Raw genomic sequence first — 14,900 nt, forward strand, 5'->3', positions numbered from 1 at the left:
ATCAGGCGTGCGGCGCATGCGCGGCGGCGAACCATGCGTCGACCGCGGCGGTCACCGCATCGAGCGTGCCGGGCGCGACGTGCAGCCCGAGCTTCGAGCGTCGCCACAGCACGTCCTGCGCGCAGGTCGCCCATTCGGCGTCGCGCAGGTAGCGCAGTTCCGCGTCGTGGATGCCCGGCGCGATTTCGGCGCCCAGATCGGCCAGCGACTTCGCGCCGTCGATCACGCGCTCCGCGCGGGTGCCGTACGCACGCGCATAGCGGCGCGCGAGTGCGGCGGGTAGCCACGGATGGCGTTTCGCGAACGCGCCGGCGAACTCGTCGAACTTCGCGTTCGCGATGTCGCCGCCGGGCAGCGCGACGCCGGCAGTCCAGGTCTTCGCGTCGCGGCCGAGCGCGCGGCACAGCATGTCGCCGGCTTCTTCCGCGAGCTTGCGGAACGTCGTGATCTTGCCGCCGAACACCGACAGCAGCGGGGCGCCCGCGCCGTCGTCGAGCTCGAGGCGATAGTCGCGCGTGACGGCCGATGCGTTCGCCGCGTTCTCGTCTTCCAGCAGCGGGCGCACGCCCGAATAGGTCCAGTGCACGTCGGCCGGCGAGATCTTGCGCTTGAAGTAGCGGTTGATCGAATCGCACAGGTACTGCGTTTCGTCGCGATCGATCGCGACCTTCGCGGGATCGTTCGTGTATTCGACGTCGGTCGTGCCGATCAGCGTGAAATCGTGCTCGTACGGAATCGCGAAGATGATCCGCTTGTCCGGGTTCTGGAAGATGTACGCGTGGTCGTGATCGAACAGGCGGCGCGTGATGATGTGGCTGCCCTTCACGAGCCGCACGCTGTGATGCGCGCCGCGGCCGAGCGCGCCGTGCAGCACTTCGCCGACCCACGGGCCGGCCGCGTTCGCGATCGCGCGGGCATGCACGACGCGGATCGAACCGTCGGCCTGCTGCAGCCGCGCTTCCCATGCGTCGCCGCGACGCTCGGCGGAAACGAGCTTCGTGCGCGTCAGGATCTCGGCGCCGCGCTCCTTCGCGTCCATCGCGTTCAGCACGACGAGGCGGGCGTCGTCGACCCAGCCGTCGGAATACACGAAGCCGCGCTTGATCGAGTCGATCAGCGGCGCGCCGGCCGCATGGCGGCGCATGTCGATGCCGCGCGAGCCGGGCAGCAGTTCGCGCTTCGCGAGGTGATCGTAGAGGAACAGGCCGATGCGGATCAGCCAGGCCGGGCGCAGGTTCGGCATGTGCGGCATCACGAAGCGCAGCGGCCACATGATGTGCGGCGCCGCGCGCAGCAGCGTTTCGCGTTCCTGCAGCGCCTTGCGCACCAGCCCGAACTCGTTGTACTCGAGGTAACGCAGGCCGCCGTGAATCAGCTTCGTGCTGGACGACGACGTGTGCGACGCGAGGTCGTCCTGCTCGCAGAGCATGACCGACAGGCCGCGGCCGGCCGCATCGCGCGCGATCCCCGCGCCGTTGATGCCGCCGCCGACGACGAGCAGATCGTAGCGATTCGGTTGGGTCACCTGCTGTCCTTATCGTCTGTTGAAATGGGGCGAACATGAAATGTTCGAATTCGAAATTTAACGAACGAAATCGAAAAAGTAAAGTTCGAAAAAGCGGGGCCAGTAGCGCGTCCGCCGATCCCGGACGATACTGGCGGAATCGACCGTTTCGCGAGGTGAATCATGCGTATTGGGATGTGGGCCGGCGTGGGCGCCGTCCTTCTGGCGGGGTGCAGCGCGGGGATGCCGCCGCTCGCCGGCAACTGGCGGGCGCCGTCGTTCGTCGACCTGCAGACGTCGTGCGGCGGCGCGGCGCGCGACTGGGGCGCGGACGCGCAGCCGGTCTACTCGGCGCTGTACGACGCGTACGTCGCGAAACGGTATCGCGGGCTGACCGAGGCGAACTATTGTGCGTTCGTAAACGAACTTTCGACCCACTATGTGGCGCCCGACGCGGCGGCGCGCGCCGGCTGGATCGCCTATTTCAACGGGGCGCGCGCGCAGGCCATCAGCTGGCGGGCGGCGGTCGATCCGACGCTGCGCGGCGGCTGATGCCGGCGGTGGCGAACGGCGGGCAGGCGGGAGGCCGGAACGAACGCGCGGCCGGAGTCCGGCCGCGCGTTCGGGTCAAAGCGGCGGGGCTTACGAATAGCGGTACTTGATGGATCGCAGCGCGGCGTCGCCGGTCTCGGTCACGCAGTATTTGCGTCCCGAGCCGAGGCCTTCCAGGCGGACGAGCTGTTGTTCGAGCAGGATGTCCAGTTCATCCCGATCCATGTCGCGCTGATCAGGCGCGTCCTTCACAAGCAAGAGGGTGGCGAATTCATGCGGACTCAGCATCGTTCTCTCCATGGCAATCGGACTGCCCGCGCGGCCGGCGCACACGCCGCCGCGCGATACCCCGCGAGGGTATGGCTTGGGGGGAAAAGCTGCATTCGCCGGCCTGCGATTCGCACCGCCCTGGCACAGGCGGATCGGCGAACGGGCCGGGGAACTGGAGTCTAGTCGAGTGCGCAGGCAACGACAAATCGTGCCCCGTTAATTTTCCGTTTGACAGAAGGGCCCGCCGCGAGCGGTCCGCGCGCGGCGTCAACTTCTTGATTTCACTTGAAGTTTCAGGTGCGCTGCAGCATCGCGAGCGTCATTCCGCGACGTACACCTGGGTGCCGGCGGCGGCCACCGTGTCGGCCATGTCGGGCGGCAGCGGCTTGTCGGTGAAAAGCGCGTGCACCTGGCTCAGATGGCCCTGGCGCACCAGCGCCGGGCGGCCGACCTTCGAATGGTCGGTCACGAGGTAGACCGTGCGCGCATGCTGCATGATCGCCTCGGCGACGCGCACCTCGCGCGTGTCGAAATCGCGCAGCGTGCCGTCGGCCTCGATCGCCGACGTGCCGATGATCGCGTAGTCGACCTTGAACTGGCGGATGAAGTCGATCGCGAGCTCGCCGACGATGCCCTTGTCCCACGGCCGCACGATGCCGCCCGTGATCAGCACCTCGCAGTCGGGGTAGCCGCTCATCATCGACGCGACGTTCAGGTTGTTCGTGATCACGTGCAGCCCGTGATGGCGGTTCAGCGCGCGCGCGACTTCCTCGGTCGTCGTGCCGAGGTTGATGAACAGCGACGCCTGGTCGGGGATGTGCGACGCCGCGAGCGCCGCGATGCGCCGCTTCTCGTCGTGGAACATCCGCTGGCGCGCCGTATACGACACGTTCTCCGAGCTGGTCGGCAGGCTCGCGCCGCCGTGGTAGCGGCGCAGCAGGTTCAGGTCGGCGAGCCAGTTCACGTCGCGGCGGATCGTCTGCGGCGTCACCGCGAAATGCGCGGCGAGATCGTCGACGGTCACGAAGCCGTCGCGCTGCACCCATTCGAGCAATTCCTGCTGGCGCGCGTTGAGGGTGAGGCGGGGATCTCGGGTCATGGCTCGATGGTCGGGTCGTGAGACGGAGCGGGTATTGTAAGGGCGGCAACGGCGTTCGGCCGGCCAGCCGGCCGTCGGCGCACGTGATTCATGCAGAAATTGCATGGATTCATGTCACAAATGAATTTGTACGATTGCGCTGATCGCGCTGCAATGGCGGATTGCCCGCTCGCGCGGGCGCGTTCATTCGGCTTTCGACGAGGTGGTATCGATGACTGATTTCAACTGGCACAACCCGTATCCGTCGACCCGCATTCCGGTGTTCGCGCGCAACGTCGTGTCGACGTCGCACCCGCTTGCCGCGCAGGCCGGGCTGCGGATGCTGTGGAAGGGCGGCAACGCGGTGGACGCGGCGCTGGCCGCGGCCGCCGCGATCACGGTCGTCGAGCCCGTGTCGTGCGGGCTCGGCGGCGACGCATTCGCACTCGTGTGGGACGGCGAGCGGCTGTCCGGGCTGAATGCGTCGGGCGTCGCGCCGGCCGCGTGGAACGTCGACTACTTCCGCAAGCGCCACGGCGCCAACGCGCACGGCATCGCGAACCAGCCGACGCGCGGCTGGGACACCGTCACCGTGCCGGGCGTGATCGCGGGCTGGGAAGCGCTGCACGCGAAGTTCGGTTCGCTGCCGTTCGCGGACCTGCTCGAGCCGGCGATCGAGATCGCGGAGCGCGGCTATTCGGTGTCGCCGATCGTCGCGCACAAGTGGGCGGCGGCCGTTCCCGAACTGCAGGGCCTGCCCGGCTTCGCGGACACCTTCATGCCGCGCGGCCGCGCGCCGCTCGTCGGCGAACGCATGTGCCTGCCCGGGCATGCGCAGACGCTGCGCACGCTCGCGAAGGACGGCGCCCGTGCGTTCTACGAAGGCGCGCTCGGCGAGCGTATCGCCGCGTTCGCGCGCGAAGGCGGCGGGGCGCTGACCGAAGCCGACTTGCGTGCGTACCGGCCGGAATGGGTCGAGCCGATCGGCAAGCGCTTCGGCCGCCACACGATTCACGAGATCCCGCCGAACGGGCAGGGCATCGCCGCGCTGATCGCGCTCGGCATCGCCGAGCATGCGGGCGCGACCGAATGGCCGGTCGACTCGGTCGATTCGCAGCATCTGCAGATCGAGGCGATGAAGCTCGCGTTCGCGGACGTCTATCGCTACGTCGCCGATCCGCGCGCGATGGACGTCACGCCCGAACAGATGCTCGACGACGCCTATCTCGCGGAACGTGCGAAGCTGATCGATCCTGCACGCGCGACGCACTTCGCCGCCGGCCGTCCGCATTCGGGCGGCACGATCTACCTGTCGGCGGCCGACGAACGCGGCATGATGGTGAGCTTCATCCAGTCGAACTACATGGGCTTCGGTTCGGGGCTCGTCGTGCCCGGCACGGGCATTGCGCTGCAGAACCGCGGGCACGGCTTCTCGATGGACCCGGCTTCGCCGAACGTCGTCGCGGGCGGCAAGCGGCCGTTCCACACGATCATCCCGGCGTTCGTCACCGAGGAAGCCAACGGCCGCACCGAGGCCGTGATGAGCTTCGGCGTGATGGGCGGCGACATGCAGCCGCAGGGCCACCTGCAGACCGTCGTGCGGATGCTCGGCTATGGCCAGCAGCCGCAGGCCGCATGTTGCGCGCCGCGCTGGAAGGTCAACCGCGACTTCACGCTCGACGTCGAGGCGACGATGAACCGCGCGACGGTCGACGCGCTGGCTGCCCGCGGCCACACGATCAAGTCGATCGACGATCCTTACATGGATTTCGGTTCGGGGCAGTTCGTCTGGCGCCTCGATCCCGACGATCCGGAGCGCGGCTACGTGGCCGCGAGCGACAGCCGGCGCGATGGGCTCGCGGCCGGTTTCTGACGGATCGCTTCCAGCGTTACCGGCAATTTCCATGCATCGCGGGCGGCCCGACGGCCGCCCGTTTCGTTTGGCGCGACGGATACCGTCGCACGCGCGCAAGCGGTTCGAAGGCCTCGTCTAACGAACGGCAACGGACGCCGTGGAACTGCGCCTGTCGGGTATGGTCAGTGCTTTGGAGCACGAACGTCAAAGTCCGGCTAAGATGCCAGGATGGTTCGGCCGGACCGACTCACTATAAACGCATGTAAAACGCCGCCTGCGGATCGGCTGGCGCCTGTGCCCCGGGCATGGGCCGGCCTCCGCGCGACGACTGGGAGCGCACCACCATGGACACCAAAACGACGCATGTGATGCCGTGGCGTATCGAGGACATCGACCTGAACCGGATCGATCGTCAGCGTGCCGCCGCGAACGAGGATCTGTTGTTGCTGCTGTGCGCATCGTCGTTCATCGAAAGCGGCTCGGATCTCTATACGAGCAATCTGAGCGAATTCTTCAATGACGATCCGGAAGTCTCCGCATGGCTCAACAATGCATGGGAGCACGAAGAATTGCAGCACGGCCGCGCGCTGAAAGCGTACATCGCGCACGTGTGGCCCGAGTTCGACTGGGATACCGCCTTCGCGAATTTCTTTGCCGAGTATTCGAAGACCTGCTCGGTCGAGGCGTTCGAAAAAACCCGCGCACTCGAAATGGTCGCACGCTGCGTCGTCGAGACGGGCACGGCGACGCTCTATCGCGCGATCAACGAATGCTCGGACGAGCCGGTGCTGAAGGAAATCACCGACAACATCCGCACGGACGAAGTGCGCCACTACAAGCACTTCTTCAAATTCTTCAAGAAGTACAACCAGGTCGAAGGCAACGGCCGGCTCGCGGTGCTCGGGGCCCTCGCGCGCCGCGTGATGGAAATCAAGAACGAGGATTCCGAGATCGCGCTGCGCCACGTCTTCGCGATCCGCTATCCGGACCGCGTCGGCGACAGCCAATACAACCGCGAGCGCGCCGCGCGCATCAGCAGGCTCGTGCGGCGCAACCTGTCGGCCGACATGTGCGTGAAGATGCTGCTCAAGCCACTCGATCTGCCCGCGAAGATCCAGCCGGGCGTCCACTATCCGCTCACGAAGATCACGCGGCACGTTTTCCTGCGCTGATCGCCGCGGCGCGGCCCGTCGCGCGCAGGCTGGCGCATCCTCATCCGACCCGCACCGGGGCCACGCCATCATGACCGATACCCATCGCCACGCGCTCGAACAATGGACGTTCGACGCGTGGCCGTCCGCCGTCGTGTCGTTGTTCGACGGCACCGCACTCGAACGTCATGCCGATATCGCCGCGTCGCTGATCGTCGCGACCGACGACGGCCAGTTGCGCACGACGCTGCTCGGCGTCGGCGAGATCTATGCACGCGATGCGCGCACGCTGCTGATCGCGCTCTGGCCGCAGTCGCGAGCGGCGCGCGCGATCGCGCAACGGCGCACGGCCGCGTTGACGCTCGTCGCGGACGGTGCGTTCTTTCAGGCGCAACTGCAGATGGCGCCGCTCGACGGAGACTTCGGCGGACTGGCCGGATTCGCTGCGACGATCGCGCACGGCGATGCGCAGCGGGTCGGCTATGCGCGTCTCGCGACGGGTGTCACGTTCACGCTGGAAGGGGAGCGCGTCGCGGTGCTCGCACGCTGGCAGCGCCAGATCGAGCACCTGCGGCGCGCGGCCGCGCGGCTTCAGTGACCGCGCTGGCCGCTGCGCGACGAACGGTTGCGGTTCGCGTGCGCGGCGTTGCCGCTCGCCGGCCGGGCGCCGTTGCCGCCGGCCGCCGGACGTCCGCCGCCGTTACCACCGGCACCGCCTTGCGTGCGCGGCTTCGCGGCCTTCTGCGGTGCCGCCTTCGGTTGCGCGTTGCCGTCGCGTTTCGCGGCGGGCTGGCCTGAGCCGCCGCCACGCGGCGGGCGATTGCCGCCACCGCCGCGCGGTTGCTGTTGCCCGCGGCGCTGCTGGATCGGCTCCGGCTTCGCGTTCGGATCGGGTTCGAAGCCCGCGATCACTTCCTGCGGGATCTCGCGCTTGATCAGCCGCTCGATGTCGCGCAGCAGCAGCTTCTCGTCGACGCACACGAGCGACACGGCTTCGCCGGTCGCGCCCGCGCGGCCCGTGCGGCCGATCCGGTGCACGTAATCCTCGGGCACGTTCGGCAGGTCGAAGTTGACGACGTGCGGCAACTGGTCGATGTCGATCCCGCGCGCGGCGATATCGGTCGCGACGAGCACCTGCAGCGTGCTGTTCTTGAACTCGGCCAGCGCGCGCGTCCGGGCCGACTGGCTCTTGTTGCCGTGGATCGCCATCGCGCTGATGCCGTCCTTCGTCAGTTGCTCCGCCAGCCGGTTCGCACCGTGCTTGGTGCGCGTGAACACGAGCACCTGGAACCAGTTGTGTTCGCGGATCAGGTGCGTGAGCAGCTCGCGCTTGCGGTCGCGGTCGACCGGGTGAATCTTCTGCGCGACGCTCTCGGCGGTCGTGTTGCGGCGGGCGACCTCGATCAGCGCGGGCGAGTCGAGCAGGCTGTCGGCAAGCGCCTTGATCTCGTCGGAGAAGGTGGCCGAGAACAGCAGGTTCTGGCGCTGTGGCGGCAGCTTCGCGAGCACGCGCTTGATGTCGTGGATGAAGCCCATGTCGAGCATCCGGTCGGCTTCGTCGAGCACGAGGATGTCGAGATCCGACAGGTCGATGGTCTTCTGCTGCATGTGGTCGAGCAGGCGCCCCGGCGTCGCGACGACGATGTCGACACCGCGCTTGAGCGCATCGATCTGCGGATTGATGCTGACGCCGCCGAACATCACGGTCGAGCGCAGCTTCAGGTACTTGCTGTACGCGCGCACGCTTTCCTCGACCTGGGCGGCGAGTTCGCGCGTCGGCGTGAGGATCAGTGCGCGCACCGCGCGCTTCGCGCCGCGGTGCTCGGCATAGAACGTGTGCAGGCGTTGCAGGATCGGCAGCGTGAAGCCGGCGGTCTTGCCGGTGCCGGTCTGTGCGCCGGCGAGCAGGTCGCCGCCGCCGAGGACGGCCGGGATCGCCTGCTGCTGGATCGGGGTCGGCGACGTGTAGCCGAGCTCGTTGACCGCCTTGACCAGCGGTTCGGCCAAGCCGAGAGATTCGAAAGACATAGATACCACTCTTGAGTTTTATGATCGGCGATGCGTCGCGCGGCCCGCGCGGCAAACCTGCATCGCAAAACAGCCAAAAAGCAAAAGGGCGCGGCCGCGGTTTCCCGCAGCCGCGCCCCGTGTGTGTGAGCCGCTTCTTAGTCGAGCGGCGCGGAACGCAGATCGCTCACCTGTTGCGGCGAGATCGGCGTACCGTTGTTACCCCAAGACATCCGGATATACGTGACGACCGCCGCGACTTCCTGGTTCGACAGCGACTGTGCGAACGGCGGCATCCCATACGGACGCGGATTCTTGAACGTGCTCGGCGGGTAGCCGCCATTCAGCACCATGCGGATCGGGTTGACGGCCGATTCCATCATGATCGAGTGGTTGCCCGCGAGCGGCGGATAAGCCGGCGGCTTGCCGGCGCCGTTTTCGGCGTGGCAGGTCGCGCAGTTGTCCGCGTAGATCTTCTTGCCCTGGTCGAACAGCGCGTTGCCGAACTGCTTCGACGGCTCGTACTGCATGTTCTTCGGCGCTTCGGCCTTCTGCGGGATCGACTTCAGGTACGTCGACATCGCGCGCGTATCTTCGTCGGTCATGTACTGCAGGCTGTTGTGGACCACGTCCGCCATCGGGCCGAACACCGCGCCCTTCTGCGACACGCCGGCTTGCAGCAGGTCGGACAGCTCCTGCACGTGCCAGTCGCCGAGGCCGAGTTCCTTGTCGTTCGTCAGCGACGGCGCATACCAGTTCTGCAGCGGGATCAGGCCGCCGGCGAATGCCGACGAGTTCACCGGGCCGCCCATCATGTTGATCGACGTGTGGCACATCGAGCAGTGGCCGAGGCCTTCGACGAGATACGCGCCGCGATTCCATTCGACCGACTTCGTCGGATCCGGCTTGTACTCGCCTTCCTTGAAGAACAGCGTGCGCCAGCCGATCAGCAGGTTGCGGTTGTTGAACGGGAACTTCAGTTCGTGCGGACGGCTCGGCACCGACACCGGCGCCACCGAGCGCAGGTACGCGTAGATCGCGTCCGAATCGGCGCGCGTGACCTTCGTGTAGCTCGCGAACGGGAAGCCCGGATAGAGCAGGCTGCCGTCCTTCGAACGGCCGGTGTGCATCGCGCGGTAGAAGTCGTCCGACGTCCACTTGCCGATGCCGTCCTTGTCGTCCGGCGTGATGTTCGGCGTGTACATCGTGCCGAACGGCGTCGCCATCGGCAGGCCGCCCGCGAACGGCTTGCCGCCGCGCACGGTGTGGCACGCGATACAGTCGCCGACGCGCGCGAGGTATTCGCCCTTCTTGATCAGCGCGGCCTGGTCGGCCGGCGTGGCCGCGACGGCGGCGGCGCCGTGCAGCGTGTCGTTGCCCGGCCACAGAACCGGCACGAGGGCGGCGGCCGCGATGATCGCGACGGCCGAGAGTGCAAACAGGGACTTGCGTTTCATTGTGTCTGTCTCCCTTGCCTTATTGCGGTTCGCTGCCGCAGGCGAGCGGAGTCTTCATCGAACGCGCCGGAGCCGGCACGGGGTTGGCGGGCGCCGGTTGCGCGGCGAGCCATGCGGTCACGGCCGTCACGTCTTCGTCGGAAAGCTTCGCGGCGATGTCGTGCATGCAATCGGGCGCCTTCGCGTGGCGGTTGCCCGAGCGCCATGCGCCGAGCTGCGCGCTCAGGTAATCCGCGTGCAGGCCGACGAGGCCCGGGATCGCCGGCTGCATGCCGGTCAGCCCTGCGCCGTGGCAGGCCACGCAGGCCGGCAGCTTGCGGGACGGGTCGCCCTGCGTGACGAGCTGCTTGCCGCGCGCGAGCGTCGCGGCCGGCAGCGTCGGCTTCGCCGGCGTCGGGTACGGCGGACGCTCGGCCGAGAAGTGCTCGGCGATTTCGCGCAGGTAGTCGTCGTTCAGGTACGTCAGCAGGTAATTCATCGGCGGGTACTTGCGCCGGCCGTCACGGAAGTTGACGAGCTGGTTGTACAGGTACTCGGCCGGCTTGCCGGCAAGCCGCGGGAAATAGTCGTTGTCCGTGCCCTGGCCGTGAACGCCGTGGCATGCGGTACAGCCGCGCACGCGCTCGGCCATGGTATCGGGTGCCTTGAGCGGCGCCTGCTGGGCGTGCGCTTGCTCCGTGGGCTTGGTCTGCGCTTGGGCAGCGCTCGTAAGGCCCGCGCCGCCGATCATCAGAACGGCGAGCAGCGGACGGAAGAGGCGTCTTGAAGACACACGAGACTCCATGATTATTCGTCGGGGACCTTGTCCGGGCTACGATCGGCTCGGCGCATGGACGGCAGGACAGCCGGGCTGCTGCGACGCGGCATTCTATCATCGATGGGTAATGACGGCTATTTGACGAAAGGACATCGGTTCCTGTCTGTTTGCGACTTGCGACAATTTGACGCGCATTGCGCCGCGCGCGAGTGAACCGGCGTGCGCTTTCACCCTCGAAGACCGTACACTCGCGGGTCGCGCGGCGCCGCCTCCGCCGCAGGTCCAGTCATTACTCCCGTTTCCGGATTCATCGATGACGTTTCTTACCGTGCCGTTGCCTGCCTCACGCCGTCCGTCCCGTTGCCGCCGCACTGCCGGCCTGCCGCTTGCGGGAGGGCATGCGCGATGAAGTTCGACAGCTTGTGGATCGGTCAGGTCGCGCTCGCGGCGCTGATGGACGCGGCGTTCGCGATGGCGGTCGGCTCGGCGCTGCTCAAGGCGTGGCTCGGCAAGGACGGCGCGCGGCCGGTCGTCGCGCCGTCGCACCCCGCATGGCTGCGTGCGCAACATTCGCTGGTCGCGGCGGCGCTGGCGCTGGTGCTCGCCGATCTCGGCTGGCTCGTCTACGAGGCCGCGGCGATGAGCGGCGCGGGGCTCGGCGGCGCGTTCGCCGCGATACCCGTCATGCTGATGCAGACGCATACGGGCTTCGCGTGGAGCGTCGCGTTCGCCGGCGCGGTGGTGCTCGCGATCGTCGCGCTCGCGAAGCCGGACGGACCGCTCGCGCATGCGGTGCTGTGGCTCGCGGTGATCGTGGTCGCGGCCGGCAAGGCGTCGCTCGGCCATGCGGCCGATAGCGGCGTGCTGTCCGCGGCGGTCGGCGTGCAGACGCTGCACCTGCTGGCCACCGCCGTATGGGGCGGCCTCGTGCTCGCGGGCGGGCTCGCGGTGCTGCCGGCGCTGGGATCGTCGGTCGCGCGCGGCGCGCTGATCCGCATCGGCCAGCAGCTGTCGCGTACGTCGATCGTCGCGGTCGTCTTCGTGCTCGGCACCGGCGTGCTCAACGCGATCCGCGGGCTCGGCGGCTCGCTCGCGCCGCTCGACGGCAGTACGTGGGGGCGCGTGTTGCTGCTGAAGCTGCTGCTCGTCGCGCTCGCGCTCGTGCTCGGCGGGCTCAACCGCTTCTCGGCGCTGCCGCGCCTGCGCCGCACCGCGTCGACCGAGGACGCGCACACGTTCCGCAACATCCTGCATCTCGAAGGGATGACGATGATCGGCGTATTCGTCGCGGCGGCCGTGCTGTCGTTCAGCGTGCCGGGGTTCGCGGCGCTCGGCTGACGGCAGCTTCTACGCGGCGCAATGCAAGAGCGCGATGCAGGGACGCGAAGGGCGTGCACCATGCATGGCATGCTCGCCGCGCATGTAAAAGCGGCCGCCTGTCAGTTCATCGGGCGGCCGTACTCAAGTCGATGCGTACCGCGCCGGCCGCAGCCGCGCGCGATCCGCATTGCACTCACCACTCGGCGACGCTGCCGTCCGCGTGGCGCCACACCGGGTTGCGCCAGCGATGGCCCGTCTTCGCCATCTCGCGCACCTTTTCCTCGTTCACGTCGATGCCGAGCCCCGGGCCTTGCGGGATCGCGACGAAGCCGTCTTCGTAGCGGAACACTTCGGGGTTGCGCAGGTAGTCCAGCAGGTCGTTGCCCTGGTTGTAGTGGATCCCGAGGCTCTGCTCCTGGATGAACGCGTTGTAGCTGACCGCGTCGAGCTGCAGGCACGCGGCGAGCGCGATGGGCCCGAGCGGGCAGTGCAGCGCGAGCGCGACGTCGTAGCTTTCCGCGAGCGTCGCGATCTTGCGGCATTCGGTGATGCCGCCCGCGTGCGATGCGTCCGGCTGGATGATGTCGACGTAGCCGCCCGCGAGGATGTGCTTGAAGTCCCAGCGCGAGTACAGCCGTTCGCCGAGCGCGATCGGCGTGTTGGTCTGGTTGACGATGTCGCGCAGCGCCTCGGCGTTCTCCGACAGCACCGGCTCCTCGATGAACATCAGCTTGTACGGGTCGAGTTCCTTCGCGAGCACCTTCGCCATCGGCTTGTGCACGCGGCCGTGGAAGTCGACGCCGATTCCCACGTGCGGACCGACCGCGTCGCGCACCGCCGCGACGTTCGCGATCACCTGCTCGACCTTGTCGTAGGTGTCGACGATCTGCAGCTCTTCGGAGCCGTTCATCTTCACGGCCTTGAAGCCGCGCTCGACGACCGCGCGCGCATTGTTCGCGACGTCGCTCGGCCGGTCGCCGCCGATCCACGAATACACCTTGATGCGGTCGCGCACCTGGCCGCCCAGCAGCGCGTGCACCGGCACGCCGTGATGCTTGCCCTTGATGTCCCACAGCGCCTGGTCGACGCCGGCGATCGCGCTCATCATGATCGGGCCGCCGCGGTAGAAGCCCGCGCGGTACATCACCTGCCAGTGATCCTCGATCAGGAGCGGGTCGCGGCCGACGAGGTAGTCGGCCAGTTCGTGCACGGCGGCCTCGACCGTGTGCGCGCGACCTTCGACGACCGGCTCGCCCCAGCCGATGATGCCCTCGTCGGTTTCGATCTTGAGGAACAGCCAGCGGGGCGGGACGACGAAAGTTTCGAGGCGGGTGATTTTCATGACGCGGGTCTCCATGATTGACCGGTGCGGCCGTGCGAACGCGGCGCGCGATCCGTGCTTTCGCGGTTATCCTAGCGTAGTCGAATAAAAAATAGTATTAATAGCATTAATGTGCAGATAGTGGGCACCCCGCCCGACGGAGAACGATCATTCAACGCGACCTGCATGGACAGACGGCCTTCCGGCTCGCGACCGCGATCCTGCGCGGCGACTATCCGCCCGAATCGCTGCTGCCGAGGGAACCCGACCTGATGGAGATGTACGGCGTGAGCCGCACGGTGATGCGCGAGGCGTTGCGCACGCTGACGTCGAAGGGGTTGGTCGAATCGCGGCCGAAAGTCGGCACGCGCGTGCGGCCGCGCCGTGCGTGGAACCTGCTCGATGCCGATCTGCTCGACTGGTATGCGCGCGTCGCGCCGCCGCTCGCGTTCGCGCTGAAGCTGCAGGAGATGCGCGAGATGATCGAGCCGTACGCGGCCGCGCTGGCCGCGCGCACGCATACGCCCGACGCGTTCGACGCGATCGAGGGCGCGGCGCGCGCGATGGCCGCCGCGCGCAACGTCGACGAATGGGTACGCGCCGACCTGCGCTTTCACCTGAGCGTGCTGGAGGCCGGCGGCAACGAACTGCTGGTGCCGCTCGGTGCGCTGATCGATCGCACGCTCGAGGCGCAACTGCAACTGAACGCGCGTCGGGCGGACGTGTACAACGCGTCGCTTGCCGAGCATACGGCCGTCAGCGACGCGATCCGCGTGCGCGACGAGGACGGCGCGCGCCGCGCGATGGCGACGCTGCTCGCGGTGACGCGCGCGCGCATCGAAGCGTCGTGACGGGAGCGGGGCGGCCGGTGCCGCGCGTCAGGCGTTCGCGCAGCCGCCCGGCTTGTGGATGCGTTGCGTCGACGCCGGGTACTTCGCGAGCAGGCTCGCCGGTCGCCGCGGGCGCGCGACCAGGTCGCCGCCGCAGTTCGGGCAGCGGCCCTTCAGCACGTCGTCCGCGCAGGTCGCGCAAAACGTGCACTCGAATGTACAGATGCGCGCTTCCGCCGAATCGGGCGGCAAGTCCTTGTCGCAGCATTCGCAGCCGGGGCGCAGTTCGAGCATGACGGTCTCCTGGGTCGGTGAGGGATGGGCGCCGCCCGGACATTGCGTGCGGCGCATGCGAGCGCTACTGTACGCGTTTGGATCGGCCCGGCCAACGGCGTCCCGCCCGGGCGCCGGCGACGCGCACGGGCCGCACCGGGAGACGACCATGCTTTATCGCGGAAGCTGTCACTGCGGCGACGTGACGTTCGACGCGCAAGGCGACCTGCAGGGCGTGATGGCGTGCAACTGCTCGATCTGCCAGCGCAAGGGTGCGCTGATGTGGTTCGTGCCGCGCGACCGCATGAAGCTGCTGACGCCCGACGAGAATCTGGCGACCTACATGTTCAACCAGCACGTGATCCGGCATCGCTTCTGCAAGCGCTGCGGGATTCATGCGTTCGGCGAAGGCGTCCACCCGGACGGCACCGCGATGGCCGCGATCAACGTGCGCTGCCTCGAGGGCGTCGACCTCGACGCGCTGCCCGTCACGCACTACGACGGCCGCTCGCGCTGAGCGGCGCG

Annotated in this window: 15 protein-coding genes; 7 read left to right on the top strand and 8 right to left on the bottom strand. The window is 67.9% G+C overall.

The annotated features are described in order from the left end of the window. Position 1: 1 nt before the first annotated feature. Complete coding sequence (gene glpD / locus WT53_RS26210; RefSeq protein WP_059822899.1) at positions 2-1,525, bottom strand: glycerol-3-phosphate dehydrogenase; 1,524 nt, start codon at positions 1,523-1,525, stop codon at positions 2-4. Positions 1,526-1,687: 162 nt separating this feature from the next. Between glpD and WT53_RS26215 the strand changes: the two genes are divergently transcribed. Beyond that, entirely contained in the window at positions 1,688-2,056 is a 369-nt protein-coding gene (locus tag WT53_RS26215; protein ID WP_034208320.1) for a hypothetical protein, read from the top strand. Positions 2,057-2,146: 90 nt separating this feature from the next. On the opposite strand, the gene WT53_RS26220 is transcribed toward WT53_RS26215, so the two are convergent. After that, positions 2,147-2,344, bottom strand: a complete 198-nt coding sequence (locus tag WT53_RS26220) for a hypothetical protein (protein WP_006477892.1) — start codon at positions 2,342-2,344, stop codon at positions 2,147-2,149. Positions 2,345-2,645: 301 nt separating this feature from the next. Then, on the bottom strand, positions 2,646-3,425 hold the full coding sequence (locus tag WT53_RS26225) for a DeoR/GlpR family DNA-binding transcription regulator (RefSeq protein WP_034208319.1): 780 nt from the start codon (positions 3,423-3,425) through the stop codon (positions 2,646-2,648). 211 nt (positions 3,426-3,636) lie between these two features. Between WT53_RS26225 and WT53_RS26230 the strand changes: the two genes are divergently transcribed. The 3 genes from WT53_RS26230 to WT53_RS26240 all read left to right on the top strand — a co-directional run bounded on the left by WT53_RS26230 (position 3,637) and on the right by WT53_RS26240 (position 7,008). Then, on the top strand, positions 3,637-5,277 hold the full coding sequence (locus WT53_RS26230; RefSeq protein ID WP_060262261.1) for a gamma-glutamyltransferase family protein: 1,641 nt from the start codon (positions 3,637-3,639) through the stop codon (positions 5,275-5,277). A 326-nt stretch (positions 5,278-5,603) separates the two neighbouring features. Beyond that, positions 5,604-6,431 (top strand): ferritin-like domain-containing protein, encoded by an 828-nt coding sequence (locus WT53_RS26235; protein WP_034208317.1) that lies wholly within the window; start codon positions 5,604-5,606, stop codon positions 6,429-6,431. Positions 6,432-6,501: 70 nt separating this feature from the next. Further along, positions 6,502-7,008 (top strand): hypothetical protein, encoded by a 507-nt coding sequence (locus WT53_RS26240; RefSeq protein ID WP_034208316.1) that lies wholly within the window; start codon positions 6,502-6,504, stop codon positions 7,006-7,008. Here the strand turns inward: WT53_RS26240 and WT53_RS26245 are convergent. From WT53_RS26245 to WT53_RS26255, 3 genes are all read right to left on the bottom strand, one after another. Further along, positions 7,002-8,438 carry a DEAD/DEAH box helicase gene (locus WT53_RS26245; protein ID WP_034208315.1) on the bottom strand — a complete coding sequence of 479 codons (1,437 nt, stop codon included), beginning with the start codon at positions 8,436-8,438 and terminating at the stop codon, positions 7,002-7,004. The genes WT53_RS26240 and WT53_RS26245 overlap by 7 nt on opposite strands. 137 nt (positions 8,439-8,575) lie before the next feature. Continuing rightward, positions 8,576-9,874 carry a cytochrome c gene (locus tag WT53_RS26250; RefSeq protein ID WP_034208314.1) on the bottom strand — a complete coding sequence of 433 codons (1,299 nt, stop codon included), beginning with the start codon at positions 9,872-9,874 and terminating at the stop codon, positions 8,576-8,578. 19 nt (positions 9,875-9,893) lie between these two features. Further along, complete coding sequence (locus tag WT53_RS26255) at positions 9,894-10,658, bottom strand: c-type cytochrome (RefSeq protein WP_034208313.1); 765 nt, start codon at positions 10,656-10,658, stop codon at positions 9,894-9,896. 378 nt (positions 10,659-11,036) lie between these two features. On the opposite strand from WT53_RS26255, the gene WT53_RS26260 reads away from it, so the two are divergent. Further along, complete coding sequence (locus WT53_RS26260; protein WP_034208312.1) at positions 11,037-11,969, top strand: CopD family protein; 933 nt, start codon at positions 11,037-11,039, stop codon at positions 11,967-11,969. A gap of 175 nt (positions 11,970-12,144) precedes the next feature. Here WT53_RS26260 and dgoD read toward each other — a convergent pair whose 3' ends face one another. Then, the gene (gene dgoD / locus WT53_RS26265; protein WP_034208311.1) at positions 12,145-13,293 is read right to left on the bottom strand and encodes a galactonate dehydratase; all 1,149 of its coding nucleotides are present in this window, start codon (positions 13,291-13,293) and stop codon (positions 12,145-12,147) included. 146 nt (positions 13,294-13,439) lie between these two features. Between dgoD and WT53_RS26270 the strand changes: the two genes are divergently transcribed. Further along, a complete protein-coding gene (locus WT53_RS26270) occupies positions 13,440-14,123 on the top strand; it encodes a FadR/GntR family transcriptional regulator (RefSeq protein WP_034208310.1) in 684 nt (227 codons plus the stop codon). Positions 14,124-14,150: 27 nt separating this feature from the next. Here the strand turns inward: WT53_RS26270 and WT53_RS26275 are convergent, their stop codons facing one another. Continuing rightward, positions 14,151-14,396: a DUF1272 domain-containing protein gene (locus WT53_RS26275; RefSeq protein WP_034208309.1), complete on the bottom strand. Its 246-nt coding sequence runs from the start codon at positions 14,394-14,396 to the stop codon at positions 14,151-14,153. 148 nt (positions 14,397-14,544) lie between these two features. On the opposite strand from WT53_RS26275, the gene WT53_RS26280 reads away from it, so the two are divergent. Continuing rightward, on the top strand, positions 14,545-14,892 hold the full coding sequence (locus WT53_RS26280) for a GFA family protein (RefSeq protein ID WP_034208308.1): 348 nt from the start codon (positions 14,545-14,547) through the stop codon (positions 14,890-14,892). The last annotated feature ends 8 nt before the right edge of the window (positions 14,893-14,900 follow it).

This window comes from Burkholderia sp. MSMB2157WGS, assembly GCF_001532755.1.
In the GTDB taxonomy this organism is placed as follows: Bacteria; Pseudomonadota; Gammaproteobacteria; order Burkholderiales; family Burkholderiaceae; genus Burkholderia.